We start from the raw sequence: 24,976 nt of genomic DNA on the forward strand, positions 1-24,976 counted from the left end.
GATCGAACCGTCAAAAGAGCCAAACATCACCGCTCTTTCAACTCCTTCCAGGCTTCGATGAACTGAAGCAAGTCGCTGTCGAAAACTGCGTAACTCATTGAATCTCAAGGAGTTTTCCGTTTCGACTGCGCCGGAAGTGGGGCGAATTATAGACCTCCAGAATCTGCCGTCAACCGTTAATTTCAGTTTTCTGTCGAGTCCCTGAAAAAGGCTGCTTATATATAGACGCAGTGTCAGCGAATGAGCAGTATATTGCCCAAACCCAAAGCAACACCCTGCTCCCACCTTCGGATGATGCCTCGCAATGACTGACCAACCTCGCTCTCTGGCCTCAATGCTGTTCCCGGTTGGCCTGTTATTAATCGCCATGGCCTCCATCCAGTCCGGCGCTTCTCTGGCCAAGAGCATGTTCCCGGTGGTTGGCGCCCAAGGGACGACCACCCTGCGCCTGGTTTTCGCCAGCGTTATCATGCTGTTGCTGCTGCGCCCATGGCGCGCCAGGCTGACCGCTCAATCCTTGCGCACGGTGATCGTTTACGGAATGGCGCTGGGCGGGATGAACTTCCTCTTCTATATGTCACTGCGCACCGTGCCACTGGGGATCGCAGTCGCACTCGAATTCACTGGCCCGCTGGCCGTCGCCATTTATGCCTCGCGCCGCGCAATCGACTTTCTCTGGATTGCCCTGGCAGCGGTCGGCCTGCTGCTGTTGATTCCGACCGGAGCGACATCAGCGGGAATTGATCTGGTTGGTGCCGGTTACGCCTTGGGCGCCGGCGTGTGCTGGGCGCTGTACATTCTGTTCGGCCAGAAGGCCGGTGCCGACAACGGCGTCACGACTGCGGCCCTCGGCGTGATGATCGCCGCATTATTCGTCGCCCCGATCGGCATCGTTCATGCCGGTGCAGCGCTACTCACCCCGTCGCTGATCCCGGTCGCCATCGGCGTCGCCATCCTCTCAACCGCCTTGCCCTATACGCTGGAAATGGTCGCCCTCACCCGCATTCCAGCCCGCACCTTCGGCACCTTGATGAGCATTGAACCGGCCTTTGGTGCGCTGTCGGGGCTGCTGTTTCTGCAGGAATACCTCACGCTGTCACAATGGATGGCGATCCTCTGCATTATTCTCGCCTCGGTCGGAGCAACCATGACCATGGGCAGTTCCGCCAAGCCCGCCATTGCGGCAGATTGAAACAGGATTTGACGAAGGTCTGGCAATTGGCGTTCATTTAGGCCATGTTTAGGCCCCTTAACTCAGTGCCATGCATGGATTTTTTCGGATAGGGATATCGAACCGCTTAAAGCGCAGGCGAATACAGGCAGACCCGAGCGCCAGACTCGCGGCTACCATAAGGACGGTAATGAAACGAATTTTGATACTGATCGCTGTATTGGCAGTAGCGGGGTGCGCAGCGACCTCCAAGACCCAAGTGAAGCACGGTAAAAAAGGGCTGCACATCAACTGTTCCGGGCTGTCGTCCTCTTGGGACAAGTGCTACACCAGCGCCGCCAATGCTTGCGCCCCAAAGGGCTACAAAGTCATCGCCAAATCAGGGGACGCCGTGGAAGAGCCAGGCGACTACCCATTCGGTCTCAATCCGGCGGGCTATACCAGCCGCAGCATGATCGTCATCTGCAAATGAATCATTCTGGCTGCTCGCCTTGTCGAGCAGCCAGCTGACGCCCGATCTCCTCATGGCTGGACTTCAATACCGTCCGTTGAATGTCCGGTGTCACCAGCATCCTCGCCACCACCAGTGCCCCGACACATTGCGACAGAATCGCCCATGCCAGGCTGTCGCTCTCCAGAATCTGTGCCCAACTGGCTTGCAGCCGACAAATCCACAACTCTGCCTGCTCACGAACCTGATCATCTGAACGGGCAATTTCCGCGCCCAGCGTCGGCAAGGCGCAGCCCGATTCTGGCTGCTCTACATGAGCCATGCTCAGGTACTGCTTGAGACAGCGTTCCAGCCGCTCACGATCCTGCGCCCCCTGCCCCCCCAGTCGCTCCAGGCTCTGACACAGTTCGCGCTCGACGATCGCCGTGAACAGCTCGTTTTTCGACGAGAAGTGGCTATAAAACGCTGCACCACTGAGGCCGATAGCCTTCATCAAACCATCGACCCCGACAGTCGAAAAGCCCGAACGCTTGGCTGACAGCGCGCTGCTGTTCAGCAGTTTTTTTCGGGTTTCCAGCTTGTGACCGGCGGAATACCGCATGTACTTGCCCTCTTGATCGACCGCCTTGACGTTGTCCGGATCCTAGCATAACGTTCGTTCACTTAACGATCGTTTACTAAAGGGATTCACCCATGAATAACAAGAAGGTCGTATTAGTGGTTGGTGCCGGTGATGCCACGGGCGGAGCGATTGCCAAGCGCTTTGCCAGAGAAGGTTTTATCGCTTGCGTCACCCGCCGCAGCGCCGACAAATTGCAGCCGCTGGTCGACGCGATTCAGGCCGAGGGTGGCGAAGCACGCGGCTTTGCCTGCGATGCGCGCAAGGAAGAAGACGTCATTGCCCTGATTGAAGACATCGAAACCCGCCTAGGCCCGATCGAAGCGTTTGTCTTCAACATCGGCGCCAACGTGCCTTGCAGCATTCTTGAAGAAACCGCACGCAAGTATTTCAAGATTTGGGAAATGGCCTGTTTCTCGGGTTTTCTCAATGCCCGCGAAGTGGCCAAGCGCATGGTCACCCGCAAACGCGGCACCATCCTGTTCACAGGCGCCACCGCCGGGCTGCGTGGTGCTTCCGGATTTGCCGCATTTGCCGGCGCCAAACACGGTATCCGTGCACTGGCGCAAAGCATGGCGCGCGAGTTGGGCCCGATGAACATCCATGTCGCCCATGTGGTGGTCGATGGCGCCATCGATACCGACTTCATCCGCAACAGTTTCCCCGAGAAGTACGCGACCAAGGATCAGGACGGCATTCTCAACCCCGAACATATCGCCGAAAACTATTGGTATCTGCACAGTCAGCCACGGGATGCCTGGACCTTCGAGCTGGATTTGCGCCCGTGGAACGAACGCTGGTAAACCCCGCCGCCTACATAACAATAATCAGAGAGCAGTGAAGATGACGAAAACCGTGGAGTTCTATTTCGATCTTGGCAGCCCTGCCACCTACCTGGCCTACACCCAGTTGCCGAAGATCTGCAGCGAAACCCATAGCGAACTGATCTACATTCCGATGCTGCTGGGCGGCGTGTTCAAGGCGACAGGCAACGCATCGCCAGCGATGATTCCGGCGAAGGGCCGCTACATGTTTCAGGATCTGGATCGCTACGCCAAACGTTATGGCGTCCCGCTGAAATTCAATCCGCACTTCCCGATCAATACGTTGATGCTGATGCGCGCGGTCACCGGTATCCAACTGCGCCAGCCGGAACGCTTTCACGCATTTATCGATTGTCTGTTCAAAGCATTGTGGGTGGAGGGACGCCCTCTCGATAAGCCGGCAACTGTCGCTGCGGTATTGAGCGAGCACGGCTTCGATCCCCATGAAGTCCTGACCCTGACCAACGACGAGACAGTCAAGGCAGCCCTCAAGGACAACACCGAGACGGCGGTTAAACGCGGGGTGTTTGGCGCGCCGAGCATGTTTATCGGCAATCAGATGTTCTTTGGACAGGACCGCCTCGACTTCGTCGAAGAGGCCCTGCGTCAGGCTTAGAAAAACCTCAGAACCCGGACGCTGCCAACAGCGCCCGGGTTTCAGCCATTCAAATCGCCGCTGTGCGCGTGTTCAGCCACTCCAGCGCGGCCCCCTCAAGCAACGGACTCAGACGCTCACGCACTTCAGCGTGGTAGGCGTTGAACCACTGCTTCTCTTCCTGCGTCAGCAAGGACGGCTCCAGGCAGCGCGTGTCGATCGGGCACAGGGTCAAGGTTTCAAACTTGAGGAACTCACCGAACTCGCTGCTCCCCGCCTCGCGGTTCATCGCGAGGTTCTCGATGCGCACGCCCCAGCGGCCTGGACGGTAAGTGCCCGGTTCGATCGAGGTGATCATTCCCGGTTGCATCGCCGTGTGCGGAGCAGCTGCAGCCTGATAGGCAATGACCTGCGGGCCTTCGTGCACGTTGAGGAAATAGCCGACCCCATGACCGGTGCCGTGACCGTAATCCACGCTTTCCGCCCAGATCGGCGCACGCGCGATGGCATCGAGCAACGGCGAGAGAATGCCTTTCGGGAATTGCGCTCGAGACAGAGCGATCACGCCCTTGAGCACGCGAGTGCAGTCACGCTTCTGCTCAGCCGTCGGCGTACCCACCGGCACCATTCGAGTGATGTCGGTAGTACCACCGAGGTATTGGCCTCCCGAGTCGATCAGCAACAAGCCGTCGCCCTCGATCACCGCATGTTCTTCTTCGGTAGCGTGATAGTGCGGCATTGCACCATTGGCATTGAACGCGGCAATAGTGTTGAAGCTCAGCGACACGTAATCCGGACGGCGCTCTCGGGCAGCGGTGAGTTTTTCGTCGATGGTCAATTCGGTGATGCGCTCGCGGCCCCAGGCCGATTCCAGCCAGGCGAAGAATTCGCACAGCGCCGCGCCGTCCTGCTCCATGGCCTTACGGATGTGCTTCGCATCGGCCTCGCTTTTTTGCGATTTGGCAAGGGTGGTCGGGTTCAAGCCTTCGACCAGTTTCACCGCACTGTCCAGGTTATCCAGCAAACCGCTGGTCACCCGCGCCGGATCCACCAGCAGGCTCGCGCCGCCTGGTACAGCGCGCAAGGCGTCAGCGACTTCGCGGTAATCGCGCAGAGTCACGCCATCCTGCTCCAGCACCGCACGCAGCTCGGCATCGACTTTGCTCAAAGCCACAAACAGCGTTGCTTGCTGCTGATTGATCAACGCAAAAGAAACAAACACCGGGTTGAACGACACGTCGCCGCCGCGCAGGTTGAACAGCCAGGCGATGTCATCGAGGGTGGCGATAAAGTGCCAATCGGCGCCACGTTCCTGCAGGGTCTCGCGCAGTTTGGCGAGTTTCTCGTCACGGCTGACCGTCGCTTGCGGTGGCAGATGTTGATAGATCGGCGCGTTCGGCAGGCTCGGGCGGTCAGCCCAGACTTCATTCAACAGGTCGATGTCGGTACGCAGACGCGCGCCGCGGGCTTCGAGCTTGCTGCTCAGGGTGCGCGCCGAAGCGACGGCCATCACCGCACCGTCGACCGCGACTACGCCACCTTCCGGGGTCTGCTCCGCCAGCCAGTCCAGCGGGCTCGGCTGACCCGGTTGCAGCTTGACCAGTTCAATGCCGCTGCCCTTGAGTTCCTTGGTCGCCTGTTCCCAATAGCGACTGTCGGCCCAGACCCCGGCGAAATCAGCAGTCACGATCAAAGTGCCGACCGAACCATGAAAGCCCGACAGCCATTGCCGCCCCTGCCAGTAGCCCGGCAGGTACTCCGACAGATGCGGGTCGGCGGATGGCACCAGCAACGCATGAATGCCTTCGCGGCGCATCAGTTCACGGGTGTGCGCCAGGCGCTGGGGAACCGTTCCTTCGGTCAAAGTCTGGGTACTCATCATGTCTCCTGCCAATCACTTCATCGTTATTGTTCGTAGCCGTATAAACGGCTGGTTAAAGCCCTGTCGCCCAGAATGCCGGGGCACTGGCGCAGGCGCTTTTGATCAGTGCTGCCGCTTGATCGATATCGTCGGCGGTGGTGAAGCGGCCGAGGCTCAGGCGAATGGTGCGCCCGGCCAGCCGGGCGTCGTGCCCCAGTGCCAGCAACACGTGAGAAGGCGTGTTGCTCGCCGAGTTGCAGGCCGACGTCGCGGAAAAGGCGATCGACTGGCTCAAGGCCGCACTGTTGAATTCACCCTCGCTGAAGGTCAGGCTCAACGTGTGCGCGATGCGCTGCAGGGCGCTGCCGTTGAGGCGCACGCCCGGCAGACTCAGCAACTGTTCGAGCAGCCGTTCACGCAGCGCCACGATGGACTTTTTCTCGGCATCGAATTCGGCTGCGGCCAAGGCGAATGCCGCGCCCATGCCGGCAATCTGATGCGTCGCCAAGGTCCCGGAGCGCAGCCCGCCTTCGTGGCCGCCGCCATGAATCTGCGCCTGCAAACGCTGTTGCGCGCGCGGGCCGACATACAGCGCGCCGATGCCTTTGGGGCCGTAGAGTTTGTGCGCCGAAAACGACATCAGGTCCACCGGCCACTGCTGCAGATCGATCGCCACTTTGCCGGCGCCCTGCGCAGCATCGACATGGAACAACGCGCCACGGCCGCGCACCACTTCACCGATGGCCGGGATATCGTTGAGCGTGCCGAGTTCGTTGTTGACCAGCATCAGCGACACCAGAAAGGTGTCGTCGCGCATTGCTTCACTGACCGCTTGCGGGGTGATCAGACCTTCGGCGTCCGGCACCAGATAGGTCACCGCGACGCCGGCATCCTGCAATTGCCGGGCGGTATCGAGAATGGCTTTGTGTTCGATCTGGCTGGTAATGATGTGGCCACCGGCAACGCCGCGGGCCTGGGCCACACCCTTGAGGGCGAGGTTGTTGGACTCGGTGGCACCGGAGGTCCAGACGATCTGCGCAGCCTCGGCACCGACCAGTTCGGCGACTTGCCGACGGGCCTGCTCGACCGTTTGCCGGGCCTGCTGGCCGAAGGCGTGGGAGCTGGAAGCCGGGTTGCCGAAGTTACCGTGAAAACCCAGACAATCGATCATCACCTGGATGACCCGCTCGTCCACCGGGGTGGTGGCGGCGTAATCGAAATACAACGGACGTTTATTCATAAAAGACTCGCAGAGCGTGTTCCGGGATCAGGAGGCTCGTGTCTGCAAACGGCACAGCGCAGCCTTGTGAGCTGCGCCTGGGTTCGAGACCGTCATCAATACCTGATCGGATGCCGTTAAAGAAGAACAACTTCATTTAAAAGTGCGTAGGAACGCTCCTGAAGTCGAGCTTAACAGGCATCGGGCCGGCGGTTGAAGCAATGCGTCAGTGAAAGCTTTCGAGAAGCAGCGGGTACAGCGAAATCACCAACAGCGCCGCCATGCCCCAGTTGAACACGCGCAACCAGCGCGGGTCCTTGAGCACATTGCGCAGCAGCGTGCCGCACGCCGCCCAGACACCGACGCTGGGCAGGTTGATGATGGCGAACACGGCGGCGATGACCACCACGTTGGTGAAATAACCCTGCATCGGCGTGTACGTGCTGATGGCACCGATGGCCATGATCCAGGCCTTGGGATTGACCCATTGAAACGCGGCGGCACCGAGATAGCTGATCGGCTTGGCCTCACCTTCGACGCCCTCGCCTACCGGGCCCGAATGGGCGATTTTCCACGCCAGGTACAACAGATACGCGGCACCGAGATAGCGCAGCAACTTGTAGAGAATCGGATAAGTCTGGAACACCGCGCCGAGGCCAAAGCCCACTGCGACCACCAATACGAAGAAACCGCAGGTGATGCCGAGCATGTGAGGAATGGTGCGGTTGAAGCCGAAGTTCACGCCCGATGCCAGCAACATGGTGTTGTTCGGCCCCGGTGTAATCGAGGTGACAAGGGCAAACAGGGCAAAGCCCAACAGCAGATCAAGCGAGAGTGTCATGGGAGCAATCCGTCGGGGGTCATTCAGGTGTTGACCCTATCGCACGGCAGCCCGCAAACCCACGGACAGTTACGCGAAAATACGAGCAGTACAGTTTTCGATTAACTTGGACGACCGTGCAGCTGTATCGCACGTCCGGCGCTCATTTCAGCTTTCTTGTCGAATTGCGATTCGCCCAGCAGTGCCGCTTTCTTCGCGTGATATTCGTCGAAGGACAAGCCGCTGCGGTTCAGCGCTTCCATCGCCAGTTCGCGGGTTTCTTCGGCGGTGTATGGCCGTTGTTCGGGGGCAACGTGGGTCGCGCAACCGGCAAGTACGGAGACAGCAAGCAGCAGCGAAACAGTCAGTAAACGATTCATGGGGAGCGTCCTGGCGAGCGGTGGTAGTCGATGGACAAAGGCTACGCCCGCGCCCGCGCGGGCAAAAATCAACGCTCTCAATAGTGGCTATCAGGATTTCAGCTTTAACGCCCTCATATCTCCTAACGATCTATAAATATCGATTAACGTTCTTTTACGGAATAACCAGCAGACGCTATAAATCCCTGCACGCGGCGAACAACTGTTGCTCCAGCAACTGTTGCCCAGGCAACAGCAGATCAACAAACCCGCCTGATATCTGCACAACCGACTCACGCCAGAACGCTCAAGCCCAGGTAATCCGGGCTCCTCAGGAATTGGTACAGCGCTTGCTCAAGCCTTGGCACTTACTCACTGCTCGCTGAGCAACTGTTGATAAAAAGGAACTCATCATGTCGCGTCCCCTGAAAGTCGTCGCCCTCTCCGGCGGCACCTGGCGTCCATCGCGCACTCTGGTGCTGACCCAAGCGCTGTTGGCCGAACTGGCCGGACACTTGCCGGTCGAGAGTCATCTGATCGAGCTCGGCGATATCGCCCGCCCACTGGGCAGCGCGCTGTCGCGTCAGGAGCTGAGTGCCGAGGTCGAGGCCGAACTGCAAGCCATCGAACAGGCCGATCTGCTGATCGTTGCCGCGCCGGTGTATCGCGGTTCCTATCCGGGCCTGCTCAAGCATTTGTTCGATCTGATCGACCTCAACGCGCTGATCGACACCCCGGTGCTGCTCGCCGCCACCGGTGGCAGCGAGCGCCATGCGCTGGTGCTCGATCACCAGTTGCGGCCGCTGTTCAGTTTCTTCCAGGCCGTGACCCTGCCCATTGGCGTGTACGCCACCGAGGCCGACTTCGCCGATTACCAGATCACCAGCGAACCGCTGAAAGCGCGGATTCGCCTGGCTGCCGAACGCGCCGCGCCACTGTTCGGTACGCAAATCAAACCGTTGCTGAAAATCGCTTAAGGAGCTGCTCATGGATGTTTTCTGGTTCCTGCCGACCCACGGCGACGGCCATTACCTGGGCACCACCCAAGGCGCGCGCCCGGTCACCCTGAATTATCTGAAACAAGTGGCGCAAGCCGCCGACAGCCTCGGTTACCACGGCGTGCTGATTCCCACCGGGCGCTCCTGCGAAGACTCGTGGGTGATCGCTTCGGCGCTGGTGCCGTTGACCGAACGTCTGCGTTATCTGGTGGCGATCCGTCCGGGAATCATTTCGCCAACCGTGTCGGCCCGTATGGCGGCGACGCTCGATCGACTGTCCAACGGTCGTCTGCTGATCAACGTGGTGACCGGCGGCGATCCTGACGAAAACCGTGGCGACGGCAGCTTCCTCAGCCACAGCGAACGCTACGAAGTCACCGACGAATTCCTCAAGATCTGGCGCCGCGTGTTGCAAGGCGAATCGGTGGATTTCGATGGCAAGCACCTGAAAGTACAGAACGCCAAGGCTCTCTATCCGCCAGTGCAGAAACCGTATCCGCCGCTGTATTTCGGCGGCTCGTCCGACGCGGCGCACGACCTGGCCGCCGAGCAGGTGGACGTATACCTGACCTGGGGCGAACCGCCCGCCGCTGTCGCCGAAAAACTCGCCGATGTGCGCGAGCGTGCAGCACGCCACGGGCGCAAGGTGAAGTTCGGTATTCGCCTGCACGTGATCGTTCGCGAGACCGCCGAAGAGGCGTGGAAAGCTGCGGACAAACTGATCGAACACATCAGCGACGAGACCATCGAAGCGGCGCAGAAGTCCTTCTCGCGCTTCGATTCCGAAGGTCAACGGCGCATGGCGGCGTTGCACGACGGGCGTCGCGACAACCTGGAAATCGCCCCCAATTTGTGGGCCGGCGTTGGTCTGGTACGCGGCGGTGCCGGTACGGCGCTGGTGGGCGATCCGCAGCAAGTGGCGGCGCGGATCAAGGAGTACGCCGATCTCGGTATCGAGAGTTTTATCTTCTCCGGCTATCCGCATCTGGAAGAAGCGTACCGGTTTGCCGAACTGGTGTTCCCGCTGTTGCCCGAGCCGTACGCAAGTCTGGCCGGACGCGGCGTGACCAACCTCACCGGGCCGTTTGGCGAAATGATTGCCAACGATGTGTTGCCCGGCCAAGCCAAAGCCTGAAAACGCCCATTGTAGGAGTGAGCCTGCTCGCGAAAGCGGTGTATCTGCAACGGTGATGTCGACTGTGCTGACCACATCGCGAGCAGGCTCACTCCTACAGAGAGTCGCGTCGATTTGATGAGGAACACCGTGTGACCGCCAAACCACAAAGCACCCTGCTCTCCCCGCTGCAGACTGCCCGCCAACTGGCTGCCGAATTCGCCCTCACCGCCGTCGAGCGTGACGAGCGCGGCGGCACGCCGAAGGCCGAACGCGATGCCCTGCGCGACAGCGGCCTGCTGGCCCTGAGCATTCCCACCCGTTACGGCGGGCTCGGCGCGACATGGAGCGAAACCCTGCAGATCGTGCGCGAGTTCGCCAAGGTCGACAGTTCCATCGCCCACGTCTTCGGCTTTCATCACCTGATGCTCGCCACCGTGCGCCTGTTCTCGCGGCCCGAACAATGGCAGCCGTGGTTCGAACAGACCGCGCGACAGAACTGGTTCTGGGGCAACGCCCTCAACCCGCTCGACACCCGTACGGTGGTCAAGGATTTCGGCGGCTGGCGCGAGTTTTCCGGGAAGAAAAGCTTCTGTTCCGGCGCCAGCGATTCACAGATGCTGATCGCCTCGGCCGTCGACGAAAGTGCCGGCGGCAAATTGCTGATCGCGGCGATCCCCAGCGGTCGCAGCGGCATCACCCTGCACGACGACTGGAACAACATCGGCCAGCGCCAGACTGACAGCGGCAGCGCCACGTTCGAACGGGTGCGGGTCGAAGAATCCGAGCTGCTGCTTGATCCCGGCCCGTTGAGCACACCGTTCGCCTGCCTGCGTCCGCTGATTGCACAATTGACCTTCACCCATATGTTTCTCGGCATCGCCGAAGGCGCTTTTGAAGAAGCCCGGCAATACACCCTGAGCGAAACCCGTCTCTGGCACAAATCCGTAGCCCGAAATGTGCGTGAAGACCCGTACGTGCTCGCGCATTACGGCGAGTTCTGGGTCGCGTTGGAAGGCATTCGCCTGCTGGTCGAACGGGCCGCCGCGCTGCTCGACGTGGCCTGGGCCAAAGGCCCGAACCTGACCGCAGAGGAACGTGGACATCTGGCCACGGCGATTGCCACCGCCAAGGTCGCCGCCAGTCGTCAGGGGCTGGAGATTTGCAGCCGCTTGTTCGAAGTCACTGGCGCGCGTTCGACCCACGCCTCGCTGCGCCTCGACCGGCACTGGCGCAACCTGCGCACGCAGACCCTGCACGACCCGCTCGATTACAAACTTCATGAGCTGGGCGACTGGGCGCTGAATCAGGCGCTGCCGGTGCCGACGTTCTATTCCTGATCTTGCCTTTAATGGAGCGAGTCCCATGCAACTGCTGACCCTTCCGCCCTCACCCGCTCTGGCGACGTCGATCCGCGCCACCGCGCAGGTCTTCGAAGACCCCAAGTCCCAGGCCCTGCTCGCGCATCTGCAACAGGTCGCGCCGAGCGAAGCCAGCGTGCTGATCATTGGCGAGACCGGCACCGGCAAAGAGCTGGTGGCGCGGCATATCCACAATCTGAGCCACCGCCGGCATCGGCCGTTTGTCGCGGTCAACTGCGGTGCGTTCTCCGAATCGCTGGTGGAAGCCGAGCTGTTCGGCCATGAAAAAGGCGCCTTCACTGGCGCCCTCAGCGCCAAGGCCGGGTGGTTCGAAGAGGCGGATGGCGGCACCTTGTTCCTCGACGAAATCGGCGATTTGCCGATGGCGATTCAGGTCAAGTTATTGCGGGTGTTGCAGGAGCGCGAAGTGGTGCGCCTCGGCTCGCGCAAAAGCATTCCGATCGATGTGCGCGTGCTGGCGGCGACCAACGTGCAACTAGAGAAAGCGATCAATGCCGGCAACTTCCGCGAAGACCTGTTCTACCGATTGAACGTGGTCAATCTGGAACTCAGTCCGTTGCGCGAGCGGCCCGGTGACATCCTGCCGCTGACCCGGCATTTCATCGAGGCCTACAGCCAGCGCCTGGGTTACGGACGGGTCAGCATCAGCCCCGGCGCCGAACAGAAACTGCGCAGCTACAGTTGGCCGGGCAATATTCGCGAACTGGAAAACGTCATCCATCACACCCTGTTGATCTGCCGCAACGGCGTGATCGAGCGCGACGATTTGCGCCTGTCGAACCTGCGCATCGAGCGCCCGGACGATCAGCAGTCGAACGCCGACGATTCACCGGAAGCGTTGCTCGAGCGGGCCTTTCAAAAACTCTTCGAACAACAGGCCGGCGCCCTCCACGAAAAAGTCGAAGACGCCCTGCTGCGCGCCGCCTATCGCTTCTGCCATTACAACCAGGTACATACCGCCGCGCTGCTCGGTCTGAGCCGCAACGTCACCCGCACGCGATTGATCAAGATCGGCGAACTGGCGGTGAACAAGCGGCGACTCACGGAGAACCTGCACGGTGAACGCCTGATCCAGTTGTCGATCTAGCCCACCAGATTGCAGTGCAGCGCATCGTCATGACTGCGGGCGATGCTGCTCAACACCTGGAACGAATTGAAGGTCACGGTTTTCGCCTGATGGGCGCGGATCAACTGCCAGAAATCCTGCTCGCCGCTTTCATAGCGACAGAACGCCGCCTCTCCTGCCTCACGGCTCTGCCATTGCAGCAAGCTCAGCACCCGCCGACCGTCGTCGCTGACCTGGACGCTGGCGCTGACGAAGCCTGCGTAGCGCTGCGCCAGATGTTCGCTCTGCTGCGACAGCGCCGAGACCAATGCCGGTTGCTGGCGCGGCTCGATCTCGAATTCGATCAACTGGGTAAAACTGCGATTTTTCGCTGAAGTTTGCATGAGAAGTCCCCACTCATCGTAAGACGAGTCTTGCGACTCGAAGGCCTGCAGGGTAAAACCTCTAGTTAAGTCAAGGTCAAGAGTCATTTTGCAAAATGACCACCAAGGAAAACCTGCACAAGCAACTCACCGTGGGCGAAGTCGCAGCGCGCAGCGGTGTCGCGGTGACTGCCCTGCACTTTTATGAATCGAAAGGCCTGATCAAGAGCCAGCGCAATGCCGGCAATCAGCGGCGCTATCCACGGGAAGTCTTGCGTCGGGTGGCGTTGATCAAGGTCGCGCAACGCCTGGGCATTCCGCTGGCGGAAATCGGCGAGGCACTGAAAATCCTCCCGGACGACCGTGCCCCGACCGCGGCGGACTGGAAAGTCCTGTCCGAACAATGGCGTCGGGAACTGGATGAGCGGATCAATCAACTGACGTTGTTGCGCGACCGGCTGACCGGTTGCATCGGTTGCGGTTGCCTGTCGATGGAGGCCTGCCCGTTGCGCAACCAGGGCGATGTGCTCGGTGAGCAGGGACCGGGGGCGCATTTTCCGGACTGACGGCTCGTCGGGGAAAAATGCTGGCCGCGCAGACAGTTCTATAGTGAATCCTCCACAAATCCGGTGGAGTTCCACCCCGAAAACAAAGAACAGGGAAAACGTCATGAGCGTCAAACCCATTCCCGAGGGGTATCACAGCATTACCCCGTACCTCGGCATCCTCAAGGCCGCCGAGGCCATCGAGTTTTACAAAAAAGCCTTTGGTGCGACCCAGGTCATGCGCCTGGACATGCCCGACGGGCGCATCGGCCACGCCGAACTACGGATTGGCGATAGCGCGATCATGCTTGGTACGCCGTGCGATCAAGGACCGTTGAGCGGCCCGGACAACGCGGTGTCGGTCGGTCTGCATCTGTATGTCACCGATGTCGACAAGTCCTTTCAGCGAGCGCTGGATGCCGGGGCGAGTGCGGTGTCCGAGGTCAAGGATCAGTTTTATGGTGATCGCAGCGGGACGCTGAAGGATCCCTATGGACACGTGTGGTTTCTCGCCACGCGCAAGGAGGATCTGAACGAGGAGCAGATCAAGCAGCGGGCGATGGAGATGTTCAGTCAGGGTTGAGATTTTCAGGGGCCGGGCCGGCCTCTTCGCGGGCAAGCCCGCTCCCACAGGGATCTCTGGTGTTTATACAATGGGTGTCACACAGAAAAACACTGTGGGAGCGGGCTTGCCCGCGAAGGGGCCGGCACTGCCGACACACATCACACTTCATGAACCACCACACCACGCTTCAACCCTTGCCCCGAATGCCGAACACTTTCAGGATGCATCCCACCCGCACCTGAACAAGGATCAGCCCGATGTTTGCCGGATTCGTCAAAGACCAGCGCCACGTCAACGGCGTCGACATCGCCTACCGCCTCGGCGGCAGCGGCCCGGGGCTGTTGCTGTTGCACGGGCACCCGCAGACCCACGTGATCTGGCACAAGATCGCCGAACAACTGGCCGAGCATTTCACCGTGGTCGCCGCCGACCTGCGTGGATACGGCGACAGCGCCCGACCGGCTGCCGATGAACAACACCGCAACTATTCAAAACGCGAAATGGCCAGAGATAACGTCGCATTGATGCAGGCGCTGGGGTTCGAACAGTTTTTGATTCTGGCCCACGACCGTGGCGCCCGGGTCGCCCATCGCCTGGCCCTCGACCACCGCGCTGCGGTGCAACGGATGATGCTGTTGGACATCGCCCCGACCCTGGCGATGTACACGCAGACCAACGAAGCGTTCGCCCGCGCCTATTGGCACTGGTTCTTCCTGATCCGCCCGGCGCCGCTGCCGGAAACCCTGATCGAAGCCGATCCCGAAGCCTATCTGCGCAGTGTGATGGGCAGCCGCAGCGCCGGACTGGCGCCGTTCACCGAGCACGCGTTCGGCGAATACCTGCGCTGCCTGCAACGTCCCGGCAGCGCCCGGGGCATCTGCGAGGACTACCGCGCCAGCGCCAGCATCGATCTGGAACATGATCGTGCCGACATCGCTGTCGGCAATCATCTTGACCTGCCGCTGCGAATACTCTGGGGCGCGGAAGGCACGGTCGGGCGCTGTTTCGACCCGCTCAAGGAATGGCAGCAAGTGGCAACCAGCGTCAGCGGCAAGGCGCTGCCCGCCGGGCATTATCTGGCCGAAGAAGTGCCGGAACTGCTGCTCGCCGAGGCGCTGGATTTCCTGCGCTGAACCGAGCCGTTCCTGGCCGATGCTATGCTGGCGGCTTGTGCCGCCAGTGCTCGTTCCCACATGTCCCAGAACAAAGACCCCGTGCCCCTGCCCGAAGACTTGCGCGTGCTGCTGACCGTGATCCGCAAGAACGGTTTCGCCGCCGCCGCTGATGAACTGGGACTGTCCCCGGCCTACGTCAGCAAACGCATCCAGATTCTCGAATCGACCCTCGGCACCCGCCTGCTGCACCGCACCAGTCGCCGGGTGTCGCTGACCGAGGACGGCGAGCGGGTGCAGCGCTGGGCCTTGCGCATCCTCGATGATTTCCAGCAACTGCACGACGACCTCGCCGACGCCCACGACAGCCCGCGCGGGCGTTTGCACATCTGCAGCAGTTTCGGCTTCGGTCGCAACCATGTGGCGCCTGCGGTTTCGCGGCTGGCCGAACGGCACCCGCAATTGCAGATTCGTCTGGACCTGTTCGACCGCGCAGTGGACATCGTCAACGAGGGTTTCGATCTGGAAATCCGCGTCGGCGACGACCTGCCCGGCCAGCACATCGGCCGGCAACTGGTGCGCAACCGCCGTGTGCTGTGCGCCGCCCCCGAATACCTTGAGCGCCGAGGCACCCCGCAGACCCTGGACGATCTGCAACAACACGACTGCCTGGTGATCAAGGAGCGCGACAACGCCTTCGGCGTCTGGAATCTGGATCGCAACGGCACGCAGGAAAGCGTGCGGGTCAGTGGGCCGTTGTCGTCCAACCACGGCGAAATCGTCCTGCAATGGGCGCTCGACGGCCGCGGCGTGTTGCTGCGTTCATTGTGGGATGTGAAACCGTTGCTGGAACAGGGCCGACTGGTGCCGGTGCTGACCGATTACAGCCAGAGCGCCAATGTCTGGGCGGTGTACCCGACGCGGCTGGCCAACTCCGGCAAGCTGCGGGCGTGTGTGGAGTTCTTGCAGGGGCATTTCAAGGATCTTTCTCTCTAGCCAAACACCACAAAACCCTGTGGGAGCTGGCTTGCCAGCGAAGGCGTCAGCTCAGCCAATATAAATGTTGGATGTGCTGGCCTCATCGCTGGCAAGCCAGCTCCCACAGGGTCAAAGGTGTGTCAGGTAAGCCACGGGTTGGCGGCCAGGTGTTCGCGCTCGAACGCCTCGATCTGCTCACGCCGCTGCAAGGTACTGCCAATCGCATCCAGCCCCAGCAACAGCGCAGTCTTGCGTAAGCCATCAATCTGGAAATCAATGACTTCACCGTCCGCCAGTCGAATCTGCTGGGCCTCTAGATCGACATTGATCTGCGCCGTGTCAGGCTGGCTCACCAGTCGGCCAATGCGCTGCACTTGAGCCTCATCCAAAGTGATCAGCAACACGCCGTTGCGCTGGCAGTTGTCGTAGAAGATCCCGGCAAAACTGCTGCCGATCAGCGCGCGAATGCCCATTTGCTGCAATCCCCACACCGCATGTTCGCGACTGGAACCGCAGCCGAAATTCGGCCCGACCACCAGAAAGTTCGCGCCCTGCCAGGCTGGCTGGTTCAACACGAATTCAGGGTTGGGCGTACCGTCGGCAAGAAAACGCAGATCGAAAAACAGCCCACGATCCAGACCCTGACGGTCGATACCCTTGAGAAACTGCTTGGGCATGATCACGTCGGTGTCGACGTTGGCCGCGAGCATTGGCGCAGCCTGGCCGCTGACCTGAGTAAAGGGTTGCAGGCTCATGGGCGTTCTCCGAAGTGGCGGATGTCGGTCAGGTGGCCGTTGATCGCCGCGGCGGCGACCATGGCCGGGCTCATCAGGTGCGTACGCGCCCCCGCGCCCTGCCGGCCTTCGAAATTGCGGTTGGTGCTCGAGGCACAACGGTCGCCGGGGGCCAGCACGTCATCGTTCATCGCCAGGCACATCGAACAGCCGGACTGTCGCCATTCAAACCCGGCGTCGATGAAGATCTGCGCCAGCCCTTCGGCTTCGGCCTGGGCGCGGACCTCACTGGAGCCGGGCACGATCATCGCCCGCACATGCCCGGCCACCCGCCGCCCGCGCACGACGCTGGCGGCGTCACGTAAATCTTCGATGCGCGCGTTGGTGCAGGAGCCGATAAAGGCGTGACTGATGACGATATCGCGCAGCGCCATCCCCGCCTCCAGGCCCATGTATTGAAGGGCGCGGCGCATGTCCTGTCGCAGGATCGGATCGTCGATGGTCTGCGGATCCGGCACCCGTGCGCCAATCGCCGCCGCCTGATCGGGGCTGGTGCCCCAGGTGACCATCGGCTCCAGCAGACTGGCGTCGAGGTACACTTCGCGGTCGAACACGGCGCCGGAATCGCTGCGCAATTCACGCCATTTTTCCACGCCGCGCGCCCAGAGTTCGCCTCGTGGCGCGCGCGGTTTGCCGTTGAGATAAGCAAAGACTTTTTCGTCAGGCGCCATGAACGCGCCGCGCGCGCCCGCCTCGACCGCCATGTTGCAAATGGTCATGCGTGCTTCGACGCTCAGCGCATCAATGGTCGAGCCCGAGAACTCGATCGCATAACCCGTGGCCCCCGACGCACCGATCCTGCCGATCAGCGCCATGATCACGTCCTTGGAGGTCAGCCCCGGCGCCAGTTCGCCATCCACCGTCACGCGCATACTTTTCAGGCGCTTGTAGACCAGCGTCTGCGAGGCCAGCAGATGCTCGATCTCCGAGGTGCCGATGCCAAATCCGAACGCCCCCAGCGCACCGTACGTGGTGGTGTGGCTGTCGCCGGCGGCGATGACCATGCCCGGCAGGATGAAACCCTGCTCCGGGGCGATCACATGCTCGATACCTTGGCGCTTGTCGAGAATATCCAGCAGTTCGATGTCGAAGTCCCGGCAGTTTTCCGCCAGATACGACACCTGCCGCGCACCGCCCGCATCTGGCATCGCCGCCACCCGTTTGGGGGTGGTCGGATTGACATGATCGACCACCGCCAGCGCCGTGGCCGGCCGCCAGACCTTGCGCCCGGCAGCGCGCAGACCGCTGAATGCCTGTGGACTGGTGTATTCGTTGATCACCTGACGGTCGATATACAGCAGCACATGGCCTTGGTCGTCGAGGCGGCACACGGTGTGCGAATCGATGTGTTTATCGTAGAGGGTTCTGGGGCTCATCAAGGCGCTCACTCAGGGAAATCCGGTGCTCTCCATCATAGGGAGCGCCGACCGGCCATCAATTGCCTGACAGTGAGTGCGGCATTCATGAATCGTGTTTGATCGGCTGATCACCAAACACCCCCTGTAGGAGCGGGCTTGCTCGCGAAGGCGTCCTCTCAGTCGCATCCTTATCGAATGAACCACCGCATTCGCGAGCAAGCCCGCTCCCACAGGGGGGTGGTGGCGTCTGGGAGGAATTGCGAAACATTTACTTTCATATCGTCTTTCGGGATTTGTCCGGCTCATCCGTCCTATAGAGATGCAGGCCGTTCGCGTAGGCAACAGCCACGACCGCGCCTTTTACGGATAACCATGCTGCGAAGCCCGTAGCAGAGGCTCCTCTCACCGAATCAAGACGCGCAATCATGTCAAAGAAATCCCGCTCGAAACTGTGGTTCCTGGTGCATAGCTGGCTCGCGTTGCCGATCTGGTTTTTTGTCCTGATCGTCTGTGTCACTGGCACGCTGGCGGTGGTCAGCCAGGAAATCGTCTGGCTGGCCAACCCGCAGATGCGCGCCAGCCCGCCGTCGGACGACGCGCCGCTGCTCAGTTACGATCAGGTACTGGCGGCGATCAAACAAGCCGAGCCGCAGACCCTGGTACAAAGCATCAGCCGTCCCGATGAGTCGCACTTTGCCCTGGACGTTGAAGTCAGCTACCCGGACGGTCGCTCACTGACGGTCTATGTCAATCCGTACACCGGAGTCATTCAGGGCACCGCCCCCAGCTTCGACTTCAAGGCGTTCACCCGCGCCCTGCACGGCTGGTGGCTGGTGCCGTTCACCAACGGTTTCAGTTGGGGCTGGTATCTGGTGTCGTTTCTTGGCGTGCCGATGCTGGTGTCGTTGATCACCGGGTTGGTGGTCTACAAAAAATTCTGGAAAGGTTTTCTGCGCCCGACCCTGCGCATACGCCACGGCGCGCGGATCTTCTGGGGCGACTTCCACCGACTGTGCGGCATCTGGTCGATCTGGTTCATCGCGGTGATCTCCATCACCGGCATCTGGTTTCTGATCCGCGCGATCCTCTTCGATAACCAGATCTCCATTTCCAGCGAGCCGATCATTCCCGCCATGTCCCGGGAGAGCGTGCCGATATCGGCCGCCGGCACACCGCCGCCGCGTATCAGCCTGGACCGCGCCGTCGAGATCGCCCAGCAGAAGATTCCAGGGCTGGAGGCCAGTTTCGTCAGCCTTCCAGGTAACGCCTACAGTCACATGAGCGTCGGCGGTCGCGGCTGGTATCCGCTGATGTTCCAGACCGCAACGCTCAATCCGTACAACGGCGACATGGCCGCGTCCCGCCTGCTGTCCGATCGCTCCTCGCTGGAGTTTGTCACCGAGTCGATGCGCCCGCTGCACACGGGTGATTTCGGCGGTATCTGGATCAAGTTGATCTGGTTCTTCTTCGGCCTGCTGCTGAGCATGATGGTACTCAGCGGCTTGCTGATCTGGACCAAGCGCACGGCGCTGGCCACCGCCAATGCGCTGAAGCGCGAGGAAAAGAAAAACCGCATCCAGGCACAACCGGCCCGTACCCGTGTGCCTTCGGAGGTGAGCCTGTGAGCAAGTCCGGCACGATCACACCGCCCTCCCGACTGGCCCGTTTCTGGCACAAATGGCGCTTTCACCTCAATGTCCTGCTCCTGCTGATCCCGCTGGGCTTCATGCCCAAGTACTTCGCCGACGCTTCGCTGTTTCGCGGCGACAGCGGTTTGGGTCAACGGGAGATTGGCAACATCCAGGTCGGCCCGTGGAGCCTGCGACTGGCCGAATTGCGCAACGAAGCACCGACTCTCACCGGACCGGCCGGCTATATGAAGGATTTCAGCGCCGCCCTGTGCGATGCCTGTATCGAACAGGTCAAGGCTACCTACCTGCGCATCGGCAAGCCGCGCAGCCTGCGCGCCGCTGGCACTATCTTCTTCGGTACGCCGTACCGCATGGGCACACAAATGCCGATTCCGGAAAAGACCCGTCCCGACGCCGAACTGTGGATCACCATGGAAGGCTGGGACGGCAGCATGCATCAGGCCTCGATTCCCCTGAGCCAGGCCTCCCCCGCGACCCTCGCCTGGCTGAACCAACAAGGAGCCAAACCATGAACCGCGCTCAACACCCTTCCCGCCTGCGGTTGCGCGCCGCATTGCTGCTGCTGTGCAGCGGCTTCAGCGCCGGCGCCCTGGCCCACAACCCGATGTGCGAATGCAAGGCTGTCGATGCCGAGCAGATCAAGTGCACCGGCGGCTTCTCCGACGGCAGTGGCGCGCCGGGGGTGACCCTGGATGTGATCGGTTACGACGAAACCATTCTGGTGCCGGGCAAGCTCGGCGCTGATTCGAGCCTGACGTTCAAGAAACCCGCGGCCGAGTTCTATGTGCTGTTCGACGCCGGCCCCGGCCACGTCGTGGAAATCGACCAAGCCGACATCGAGGCCCCATGAGCACGCCCACCACCCAAGTCGTACGTCCGGCCGGCGCCGGGCATGAAACCCTTAATGTTCTGCTGTTGTGTTTGCTGATCCTTGCCGTCGCCGGATCAGTGGTGGCATGGCGCGGGGTGTCCCATGAGCCGGAGCCGGTTTCCAGCCATCAACTCGATGCACGGCGCGACCTGAGTGCCGCCGAGCAAGGCATCTATGCCGACCTGCGGGTGACCCTCGACGAGATCCGCCTGCTGCGTGAAGAGCAGCAAAGCCTGCCGACCCCGCAAAATCTGGCCGAGGAAGGTTTCGCCCCGTTCGCTCAGGACGCCAGCTCGGTCAGCCGTGGCGGCCATGCCTGGCAATTACTGGCGGACCGCGCCTATTTCGGCCACAGCCAGTCGCCCGCCGTCGCCGGTTCGTTCGTGATGTTGCTGAGCGCCGACGCCAGTGCCGCGCCGGACATCTGGCTTAACCGCGACGCCGATCTGCAAACGCCTGCCGAGCTGACCGACGCAGCGCTGTCCGCCGCCGGCTGGAAACAGATCGTCGCGCAGTTCGATGCCGGCGTGACCCGCGAACATCGCCACTGAACCTTCGCCTTCACCCGAGAGAAGACCGCTTGCCCATGCTTATTTCACTGACTCGCCGTCCCCTCCTGCGCACTCTGCTGATAGGCCTGTGCGCGTGCCTGCTGAGCCCGCTGGCCAGCGCCGAACCAGGCAAACGCCTGCGCATCGGCATCACCCTGCATCCGTATTACAGCTATGTGGCGAACATCGTCGGCGACAAGGCCGATGTGGTGCCGCTAATTCCCGCCGGTTTCAACCCGCACGCCTATGAGCCGCGCGCCGAAGACATCAAGCGCATCAGCGGCCTGGATGTGATCGTGCTCAACGGTGTCGGCCATGACGACTTCGCCGACCGCATGATCGCCGCCAGCGAAACGCCGAACATCAAGACCATCGAAGCCAACGAAAACGTGCCGCTGCTGGCCGCCACCGGTACCGCTGCGCGCGGCGCCGGCAAAGTGGTCAACCCGCACACGTTCCTGTCGATCAGCGCCTCGATTGCCCAGGTCAACAACATCGCCCGCGAGCTGGGCAAACTCGATCCGGACAACGCCAAGACCTACACCCAGAACGCCCGCGCCTACGGCAAACGCCTGCGGCAGATGCGCGCCGATGCGCTGGCCAAACTGACCCAGGCGCCCAACGCCGAACTGCGTGTGGCCACGGTGCATGCGGCCTACGACTATCTGCTGCGCGAGTTCGGCCTGGAAGTGACGGCCGTGGTCGAGCCGGCCCACGGCATCGAACCCAGCCCGAGCCAGTTGAAAAAGACCATCGACCAACTGCGCGAACTCGACGTCAAGGTGATCTTCTCCGAGATGGATTTCCCCTCCACCTACGTCGAAACCATCCAGCGTGAGTCGGGGGTGAAGCTGTATCCGCTGTCGCACATTTCCTACGGCGAATACACCGCCGACAAGTACGAAAAGGAAATGACCGGCAACCTCGACACCGTGGTGCGGGCGATTCAGGAGTCCGGGGCATGACGGTAAAAGAAACCCTCTCTGACACCCATCAATCCCCTGTGGGAGCGGGCTTGCTCGCGAAGGCGCCGGGTCAGCCAACATCTTTGTCGAATGACACACCGCATTCGCGAGCAAGCCCGCTCCCACAAGGGGTAAATGGGCCGACTCTGGATTTTGCGGAAGTCTCTCTGACCCTCGGGCGCACCACGATTCTCGACAACGTCACCTTCCAGGTCCAACCCGGCCACGTGCACGCGCTGGTCGGCCCCAACGGCGGCGGCAAGAGTTCGCTGATCAAGACCCTGCTCGGGCAAATGCCGCATCAGGGTCAACTGAGCCTGCACTGGCCCGGCCAACCCGGCACCATCGGTTATGTGCCGCAGGCGCTGGAATTCGATCGCGGCCTGCCGATGACCGTCGACGATTTCATGGCCGCCATGTGCCAGCGCCGGCCGGCGTTTCTCGGCTTGAGCAAGCACTACGCCAACGCCATCGGCGAGGCGCTGGAACGGGTCGGCATGCAGGACAAACGCAAGCGGCGCATGGGCGCGTTGTCCGGTGGTGAACGTCAGCGCGTGTTGCTCGCGCAAGGCTTGATCCCGGCCCCGCAATTGCTGGTGCTGGATGAGCCGATGTCTGCCCTCGACGAAGCCGGGATCCAGGTGTTCGAACGCCTGCTCGGCGACTGGCGCGCGGCCGGCATCACCGTGCTGTGGATCGAGCACGATCTGGAAGCGGTCAAGCGTTTGGCCGACCGGGTCACCGGTCTCAACCGCCGCGTGCTGTTCGACGCTACGCCGCAACAGGCGCTGACTCCGGAACGCCTGTTGAGTCTGTTTTCCACCCATCCACGGAGCGCGGTCTGATGAGTTACGAAGCCTTTCGTTTGATGGTTCAGGGCTGGGCGTCGTCCGGTTACCTGCCGGAGGCGCTGGCCTACGGATTTGTAGTCAACGCGCTGCTTGCCGGCCTGTTGATCGGCCCGGTGCTCGGTGGCCTCGGTACGCTGGTGGTGGTCAAGCGCTTTGCGTTTTTCTCCGAAGCGGTCGGGCACGCGGCGCTGACCGGTGTGGCCATCGGCATTCTGCTCGGCGAACCCTACACCGGGCCGTACGGCAGCCTGTTCGGTTACTGCCTGCTGTTCGGCATCCTGCTCAACTACCTGCGCAACCGCACCGGCCTGGCGCCGGACACCCTGATCGGCGTGTTCCTCTCGGTGTCGCTGGCCCTCGGCGCGAGCCTGCTGTTGATTCTGGCCGGCAAGATCAACGTGCACATTCTGGAGAACGTGCTGTTCGGTTCGGTGCTCACCGTCAACGGCAACGATCTGCTGGTGCTGGCCATCGTCGGTTCGCTGGTCATGGCGCTGGCGCTGCCGTTGTACAACCGGATCATGCTCGCCAGTTTCAACCCGCAACTGGCGGCGGTGCGCGGCGTGGCGGTGAAGACTCTGGATTACCTGTTCGTGATTCTGGTGACGCTGATCACCGTCGCGGCGGTGAAGGTCATCGGCGCGATTCTGGTCGGCGCGTTGCTGGTGATTCCGGCGGCGGCAGCGCGGTTACTGAGCCAGTCGCTCAAGGGCTTCTTCTGGTGTTCGGTGCTGATTGCCACCGTCAGCACGCTATGCGGAATTCTCGCGCCGATCGTCTTCGATCTGCCGATCCCCTCCGGCGCCGCGATCATCCTGGTCGCCGGCATTGCCTTCGCCCTCGCCGCCATTGCGCGCGGGGTCGTCCCGAGTCTGAAAGGGAACCTTGGATAAATGACTTTCTCACTGCGAAAACTGACCTTGGCCATGGCCCTGTGCGGCGTGGTCGGCAGCCCGCTGATGGCGGCTGAAAACCCTGAACCGCTGCGCGTGCTGGCCTCGTTGCCCATCACTTACGGTCTGGGCGAAGTGCTGCTCAAGGGCACTGACGTCAGCCTCGAGCGCGCAGCGCCGGCGAATCTGCCGGGCAGCCGTCAGACCGCATACTTCACCGGTCGCGGCGCTCCGGCGCTGGGCAAACTGGCGAGCAATGCCGACGCGGTGATCGGCGTGCGCTCGCTGTGGGCCGATGATCCGCTGTACCCGATCGCGCGGCGCAGCAACATTCGCATCGTTGAAGTCGATGCGGCACGTCCGGTCGATGGCGCCCTGCCGGGGATTGCCGTGCAGCCGGGGCTGAAGGTCGATGGTTTGAACAGTCAGCCATGGCTGGCGAGCAACAACATGGGGCGGATGGCCGACGTGATCGCGGCGGATCTGGTGCGTCTGGCGCCGTCCGCCAAGCCGAAGATCGAGGCCAATCTGGCGGCACTGAAACAGCGCTTGCTCAAGCTCAGCGCCGACAGCGAAGCGCGCCTGGCCGAGGCTGACAACCTGAGCGTGATGAGCCTCAGCGATCACTTCGGTTACCTGATCGGCAGCCTGAATCTGGAGCTGATCGGTCAGGACGCACGAGCAGATGCCGAGTGGACAGCCGAAGATCTGAAGAAACTCACGGCGACGCTGAAGGACAACGACGTGGCGCTGGTGCTGCATCATCGCCAGCCATCGGAGGCAGTGAAAGCAGCAATTGCCGCCTCGGGGAGTCATCTGCTGGTGTTGAGTACCGACGCGGCGGATCCGGTGGCGGAGCTGGAGGGGAATGTGGATTTGTTGCTCAAGGGGTTGAGCGGGGCGTAGTTTCAGCTACACCGCGTTATCGTTCTTCGCGAGCAAGCCCGCTCCCACATTGGACCTGTGGTGCACACAACTCCCCTGTGGGAGCGGGCTTGCT

General features: G+C 61.6%; 28 protein-coding genes. 20 read left to right on the plus strand and 8 right to left on the minus strand.

Annotated elements, in window-relative coordinates:
* Nucleotides 1–304 precede the first annotated feature (304 nt).
* Nucleotides 305–1,192, plus strand: coding sequence for a threonine/homoserine exporter RhtA (gene rhtA / locus V9L13_RS11610; protein WP_003226634.1), 888 nt, complete (start codon nucleotides 305–307; stop codon nucleotides 1,190–1,192).
* A gap of 169 nt (nucleotides 1,193–1,361) precedes the next feature.
* Nucleotides 1,362–1,643 (plus strand): hypothetical protein, encoded by a 282-nt coding sequence (locus V9L13_RS11615; RefSeq protein WP_007965435.1) that lies wholly within the window; start codon nucleotides 1,362–1,364, stop codon nucleotides 1,641–1,643.
* A 1-nt stretch (nucleotide 1,644) separates the two neighbouring features.
* Here the strand turns inward: V9L13_RS11615 and V9L13_RS11620 are convergent, their stop codons facing one another.
* Nucleotides 1,645–2,223 carry a TetR/AcrR family transcriptional regulator gene (locus V9L13_RS11620; protein WP_338802567.1) on the minus strand — a complete coding sequence of 193 codons (579 nt, stop codon included), beginning with the start codon at nucleotides 2,221–2,223 and terminating at the stop codon, nucleotides 1,645–1,647.
* Between the two features lie 92 nt (nucleotides 2,224–2,315).
* Between V9L13_RS11620 and V9L13_RS11625 the strand changes: the two genes are divergently transcribed.
* Entirely contained in the window at nucleotides 2,316–3,044 is a 729-nt protein-coding gene (locus V9L13_RS11625) for an SDR family oxidoreductase (RefSeq protein WP_338802568.1), read from the plus strand.
* A 40-nt stretch (nucleotides 3,045–3,084) separates the two neighbouring features.
* A complete protein-coding gene (locus V9L13_RS11630) occupies nucleotides 3,085–3,681 on the plus strand; it encodes a 2-hydroxychromene-2-carboxylate isomerase (RefSeq protein ID WP_338802569.1) in 597 nt (198 codons plus the stop codon).
* A gap of 49 nt (nucleotides 3,682–3,730) precedes the next feature.
* Here the strand turns inward: V9L13_RS11630 and V9L13_RS11635 are convergent, their stop codons facing one another.
* The 4 genes from V9L13_RS11635 to V9L13_RS11650 all read right to left on the minus strand — a co-directional run bounded on the left by V9L13_RS11635 (nucleotide 3,731) and on the right by V9L13_RS11650 (nucleotide 7,940).
* Nucleotides 3,731–5,539, minus strand: a complete 1,809-nt coding sequence (locus V9L13_RS11635) for an aminopeptidase P family protein (RefSeq protein ID WP_338802570.1) — start codon at nucleotides 5,537–5,539, stop codon at nucleotides 3,731–3,733.
* A gap of 55 nt (nucleotides 5,540–5,594) precedes the next feature.
* Nucleotides 5,595–6,761, minus strand: coding sequence for an aminotransferase class V-fold PLP-dependent enzyme (locus tag V9L13_RS11640; RefSeq protein WP_338802571.1), 1,167 nt, complete (start codon nucleotides 6,759–6,761; stop codon nucleotides 5,595–5,597).
* 205 nt (nucleotides 6,762–6,966) lie between these two features.
* Nucleotides 6,967–7,581, minus strand: a complete 615-nt coding sequence (locus V9L13_RS11645) for a LysE family translocator (protein WP_338802574.1) — start codon at nucleotides 7,579–7,581, stop codon at nucleotides 6,967–6,969.
* A 101-nt stretch (nucleotides 7,582–7,682) separates the two neighbouring features.
* Nucleotides 7,683–7,940, minus strand: a complete 258-nt coding sequence (locus tag V9L13_RS11650; RefSeq protein WP_103486595.1) for a hypothetical protein — start codon at nucleotides 7,938–7,940, stop codon at nucleotides 7,683–7,685.
* Nucleotides 7,941–8,332: 392 nt separating this feature from the next.
* Between V9L13_RS11650 and msuE the strand changes: the two genes are divergently transcribed.
* The 4 genes from msuE (at nucleotide 8,333) to V9L13_RS11670 (ending at nucleotide 12,500) form a co-directional block, all read left to right on the plus strand.
* Complete coding sequence (gene msuE / locus V9L13_RS11655; RefSeq protein WP_201136976.1) at nucleotides 8,333–8,896, plus strand: FMN reductase; 564 nt, start codon at nucleotides 8,333–8,335, stop codon at nucleotides 8,894–8,896.
* A 10-nt stretch (nucleotides 8,897–8,906) separates the two neighbouring features.
* The gene (gene ssuD, locus V9L13_RS11660) at nucleotides 8,907–10,052 is read left to right on the plus strand and encodes an FMNH2-dependent alkanesulfonate monooxygenase (RefSeq protein WP_338802575.1); all 1,146 of its coding nucleotides are present in this window, start codon (nucleotides 8,907–8,909) and stop codon (nucleotides 10,050–10,052) included.
* Between the two features lie 131 nt (nucleotides 10,053–10,183).
* Nucleotides 10,184–11,371: an acyl-CoA dehydrogenase family protein gene (locus V9L13_RS11665; RefSeq protein ID WP_338802576.1), complete on the plus strand. Its 1,188-nt coding sequence runs from the start codon at nucleotides 10,184–10,186 to the stop codon at nucleotides 11,369–11,371.
* A gap of 25 nt (nucleotides 11,372–11,396) precedes the next feature.
* Nucleotides 11,397–12,500 carry a sigma-54 dependent transcriptional regulator gene (locus V9L13_RS11670; RefSeq protein WP_003226649.1) on the plus strand — a complete coding sequence of 368 codons (1,104 nt, stop codon included), beginning with the start codon at nucleotides 11,397–11,399 and terminating at the stop codon, nucleotides 12,498–12,500.
* On the opposite strand, the gene V9L13_RS11675 is transcribed toward V9L13_RS11670, so the two are convergent.
* Nucleotides 12,497–12,862 carry an antibiotic biosynthesis monooxygenase gene (locus V9L13_RS11675; protein ID WP_003226650.1) on the minus strand — a complete coding sequence of 122 codons (366 nt, stop codon included), beginning with the start codon at nucleotides 12,860–12,862 and terminating at the stop codon, nucleotides 12,497–12,499. The two genes, V9L13_RS11670 and V9L13_RS11675, sit on opposite strands and share 4 nt — an antisense overlap.
* A gap of 95 nt (nucleotides 12,863–12,957) precedes the next feature.
* On the opposite strand from V9L13_RS11675, the gene soxR reads away from it, so the two are divergent.
* The 4 genes from soxR (at nucleotide 12,958) to V9L13_RS11695 (ending at nucleotide 16,059) form a co-directional block, all read left to right on the plus strand.
* Nucleotides 12,958–13,407, plus strand: a complete 450-nt coding sequence (soxR, locus tag V9L13_RS11680) for a redox-sensitive transcriptional activator SoxR (RefSeq protein WP_338802577.1) — start codon at nucleotides 12,958–12,960, stop codon at nucleotides 13,405–13,407.
* A 103-nt stretch (nucleotides 13,408–13,510) separates the two neighbouring features.
* Nucleotides 13,511–13,969 (plus strand): VOC family protein, encoded by a 459-nt coding sequence (locus tag V9L13_RS11685; protein WP_338802578.1) that lies wholly within the window; start codon nucleotides 13,511–13,513, stop codon nucleotides 13,967–13,969.
* 239 nt (nucleotides 13,970–14,208) lie between these two features.
* Nucleotides 14,209–15,084: an alpha/beta fold hydrolase gene (locus V9L13_RS11690; protein ID WP_338802579.1), complete on the plus strand. Its 876-nt coding sequence runs from the start codon at nucleotides 14,209–14,211 to the stop codon at nucleotides 15,082–15,084.
* 24 nt (nucleotides 15,085–15,108) lie between these two features.
* Complete coding sequence (locus tag V9L13_RS11695; protein ID WP_338802580.1) at nucleotides 15,109–16,059, plus strand: LysR substrate-binding domain-containing protein; 951 nt, start codon at nucleotides 15,109–15,111, stop codon at nucleotides 16,057–16,059.
* Nucleotides 16,060–16,181: 122 nt separating this feature from the next.
* On the opposite strand, the gene leuD is transcribed toward V9L13_RS11695, so the two are convergent.
* Both leuD and leuC read right to left on the minus strand, forming a co-directional pair.
* On the minus strand, nucleotides 16,182–16,796 hold the full coding sequence (leuD, locus tag V9L13_RS11700; RefSeq protein ID WP_338802581.1) for a 3-isopropylmalate dehydratase small subunit: 615 nt from the start codon (nucleotides 16,794–16,796) through the stop codon (nucleotides 16,182–16,184).
* Complete coding sequence (gene leuC / locus V9L13_RS11705; protein ID WP_338802582.1) at nucleotides 16,793–18,211, minus strand: 3-isopropylmalate dehydratase large subunit; 1,419 nt, start codon at nucleotides 18,209–18,211, stop codon at nucleotides 16,793–16,795. The genes leuD and leuC overlap by 4 nt, the downstream gene beginning before the upstream one ends.
* Nucleotides 18,212–18,618: 407 nt before the next feature.
* Between leuC and V9L13_RS11710 the strand changes: the two genes are divergently transcribed.
* From V9L13_RS11710 to V9L13_RS11745, 8 genes are read left to right on the plus strand one after another with little or no spacing between them, the layout of a single operon-like run.
* The gene (locus V9L13_RS11710; protein WP_338802583.1) at nucleotides 18,619–19,818 is read left to right on the plus strand and encodes a PepSY domain-containing protein; all 1,200 of its coding nucleotides are present in this window, start codon (nucleotides 18,619–18,621) and stop codon (nucleotides 19,816–19,818) included.
* A complete protein-coding gene (locus V9L13_RS11715) occupies nucleotides 19,815–20,357 on the plus strand; it encodes a thiamine pyrophosphate-binding protein (protein WP_103483788.1) in 543 nt (180 codons plus the stop codon). Before V9L13_RS11710 ends, V9L13_RS11715 begins: the two co-directional genes overlap by 4 nt.
* Nucleotides 20,354–20,695: a hypothetical protein gene (locus V9L13_RS11720; RefSeq protein WP_338802584.1), complete on the plus strand. Its 342-nt coding sequence runs from the start codon at nucleotides 20,354–20,356 to the stop codon at nucleotides 20,693–20,695. Before V9L13_RS11715 ends, V9L13_RS11720 begins: the two co-directional genes overlap by 4 nt.
* Nucleotides 20,692–21,267, plus strand: coding sequence for a DUF6162 family protein (locus V9L13_RS11725; protein WP_262141953.1), 576 nt, complete (start codon nucleotides 20,692–20,694; stop codon nucleotides 21,265–21,267). Before V9L13_RS11720 ends, V9L13_RS11725 begins: the two co-directional genes overlap by 4 nt.
* Nucleotides 21,268–21,302: 35 nt before the next feature.
* On the plus strand, nucleotides 21,303–22,232 hold the full coding sequence (locus V9L13_RS11730) for a metal ABC transporter substrate-binding protein (protein WP_103483791.1): 930 nt from the start codon (nucleotides 21,303–21,305) through the stop codon (nucleotides 22,230–22,232).
* Nucleotides 22,229–23,077 carry a metal ABC transporter ATP-binding protein gene (locus V9L13_RS11735; RefSeq protein WP_338802585.1) on the plus strand — a complete coding sequence of 283 codons (849 nt, stop codon included), beginning with the start codon at nucleotides 22,229–22,231 and terminating at the stop codon, nucleotides 23,075–23,077. Before V9L13_RS11730 ends, V9L13_RS11735 begins: the two co-directional genes overlap by 4 nt.
* Nucleotides 23,077–23,976 carry a metal ABC transporter permease gene (locus V9L13_RS11740; RefSeq protein WP_003226663.1) on the plus strand — a complete coding sequence of 300 codons (900 nt, stop codon included), beginning with the start codon at nucleotides 23,077–23,079 and terminating at the stop codon, nucleotides 23,974–23,976. Before V9L13_RS11735 ends, V9L13_RS11740 begins: the two co-directional genes overlap by 1 nt.
* Nucleotides 23,977–24,882 carry a zinc ABC transporter substrate-binding protein gene (locus V9L13_RS11745; RefSeq protein ID WP_226501879.1) on the plus strand — a complete coding sequence of 302 codons (906 nt, stop codon included), beginning with the start codon at nucleotides 23,977–23,979 and terminating at the stop codon, nucleotides 24,880–24,882.
* Nucleotides 24,883–24,976 lie beyond the last annotated feature (94 nt).

It is taken from the genome of Pseudomonas sp. RSB 5.4 (genome assembly GCF_037126175.1).
In the GTDB taxonomy this organism is placed as follows: Bacteria; Pseudomonadota; Gammaproteobacteria; order Pseudomonadales; family Pseudomonadaceae; genus Aquipseudomonas; species Aquipseudomonas fluorescens_H.

Bases quoted from the DNA above. Each gene is read 5' to 3' on its own strand.
- soxR (WP_338802577.1), top strand. From the start codon at position 12,958: ATGACCACCAAGGAAAACCTGCACAAGCAACTCACCGTGGGCGAAGTC.
- V9L13_RS11685 (WP_338802578.1), top strand. From the start codon at position 13,511: ATGAGCGTCAAACCCATTCCCGAGGGGTATCACAGCATTACCCCGTAC.
- rhtA (WP_003226634.1), top strand. From the start codon at position 305: ATGACTGACCAACCTCGCTCTCTGGCCTCAATGCTGTTCCCGGTTGGC.
- leuD (WP_338802581.1), bottom strand. From the start codon at position 16,796: ATGAGCCTGCAACCCTTTACTCAGGTCAGCGGCCAGGCTGCGCCAATG.
- V9L13_RS11650 (WP_103486595.1), bottom strand. From the start codon at position 7,940: ATGAATCGTTTACTGACTGTTTCGCTGCTGCTTGCTGTCTCCGTACTT.
- V9L13_RS11745 (WP_226501879.1), top strand. From the start codon at position 23,977: ATGACTTTCTCACTGCGAAAACTGACCTTGGCCATGGCCCTGTGCGGC.
- msuE (WP_201136976.1), top strand. From the start codon at position 8,333: ATGTCGCGTCCCCTGAAAGTCGTCGCCCTCTCCGGCGGCACCTGGCGT.
- V9L13_RS11620 (WP_338802567.1), bottom strand. From the start codon at position 2,223: ATGCGGTATTCCGCCGGTCACAAGCTGGAAACCCGAAAAAAACTGCTG.
- V9L13_RS11740 (WP_003226663.1), top strand. From the start codon at position 23,077: ATGAGTTACGAAGCCTTTCGTTTGATGGTTCAGGGCTGGGCGTCGTCC.
- V9L13_RS11635 (WP_338802570.1), bottom strand. From the start codon at position 5,539: ATGAGTACCCAGACTTTGACCGAAGGAACGGTTCCCCAGCGCCTGGCG.
- V9L13_RS11725 (WP_262141953.1), top strand. From the start codon at position 20,692: ATGAGCACGCCCACCACCCAAGTCGTACGTCCGGCCGGCGCCGGGCAT.
- ssuD (WP_338802575.1), top strand. From the start codon at position 8,907: ATGGATGTTTTCTGGTTCCTGCCGACCCACGGCGACGGCCATTACCTG.
- V9L13_RS11710 (WP_338802583.1), top strand. From the start codon at position 18,619: ATGTCAAAGAAATCCCGCTCGAAACTGTGGTTCCTGGTGCATAGCTGG.
- V9L13_RS11615 (WP_007965435.1), top strand. From the start codon at position 1,362: ATGAAACGAATTTTGATACTGATCGCTGTATTGGCAGTAGCGGGGTGC.
- V9L13_RS11730 (WP_103483791.1), top strand. From the start codon at position 21,303: ATGCTTATTTCACTGACTCGCCGTCCCCTCCTGCGCACTCTGCTGATA.
- V9L13_RS11625 (WP_338802568.1), top strand. From the start codon at position 2,316: ATGAATAACAAGAAGGTCGTATTAGTGGTTGGTGCCGGTGATGCCACG.
- V9L13_RS11720 (WP_338802584.1), top strand. From the start codon at position 20,354: ATGAACCGCGCTCAACACCCTTCCCGCCTGCGGTTGCGCGCCGCATTG.
- V9L13_RS11630 (WP_338802569.1), top strand. From the start codon at position 3,085: ATGACGAAAACCGTGGAGTTCTATTTCGATCTTGGCAGCCCTGCCACC.
- leuC (WP_338802582.1), bottom strand. From the start codon at position 18,211: ATGAGCCCCAGAACCCTCTACGATAAACACATCGATTCGCACACCGTG.
- V9L13_RS11675 (WP_003226650.1), bottom strand. From the start codon at position 12,862: ATGCAAACTTCAGCGAAAAATCGCAGTTTTACCCAGTTGATCGAATTC.
- V9L13_RS11690 (WP_338802579.1), top strand. From the start codon at position 14,209: ATGTTTGCCGGATTCGTCAAAGACCAGCGCCACGTCAACGGCGTCGAC.
- V9L13_RS11640 (WP_338802571.1), bottom strand. From the start codon at position 6,761: ATGAATAAACGTCCGTTGTATTTCGATTACGCCGCCACCACCCCGGTG.
- V9L13_RS11735 (WP_338802585.1), top strand. From the start codon at position 22,229: ATGACGGTAAAAGAAACCCTCTCTGACACCCATCAATCCCCTGTGGGA.
- V9L13_RS11645 (WP_338802574.1), bottom strand. From the start codon at position 7,581: ATGACACTCTCGCTTGATCTGCTGTTGGGCTTTGCCCTGTTTGCCCTT.
- V9L13_RS11670 (WP_003226649.1), top strand. From the start codon at position 11,397: ATGCAACTGCTGACCCTTCCGCCCTCACCCGCTCTGGCGACGTCGATC.
- V9L13_RS11695 (WP_338802580.1), top strand. From the start codon at position 15,109: ATGCTGGCGGCTTGTGCCGCCAGTGCTCGTTCCCACATGTCCCAGAAC.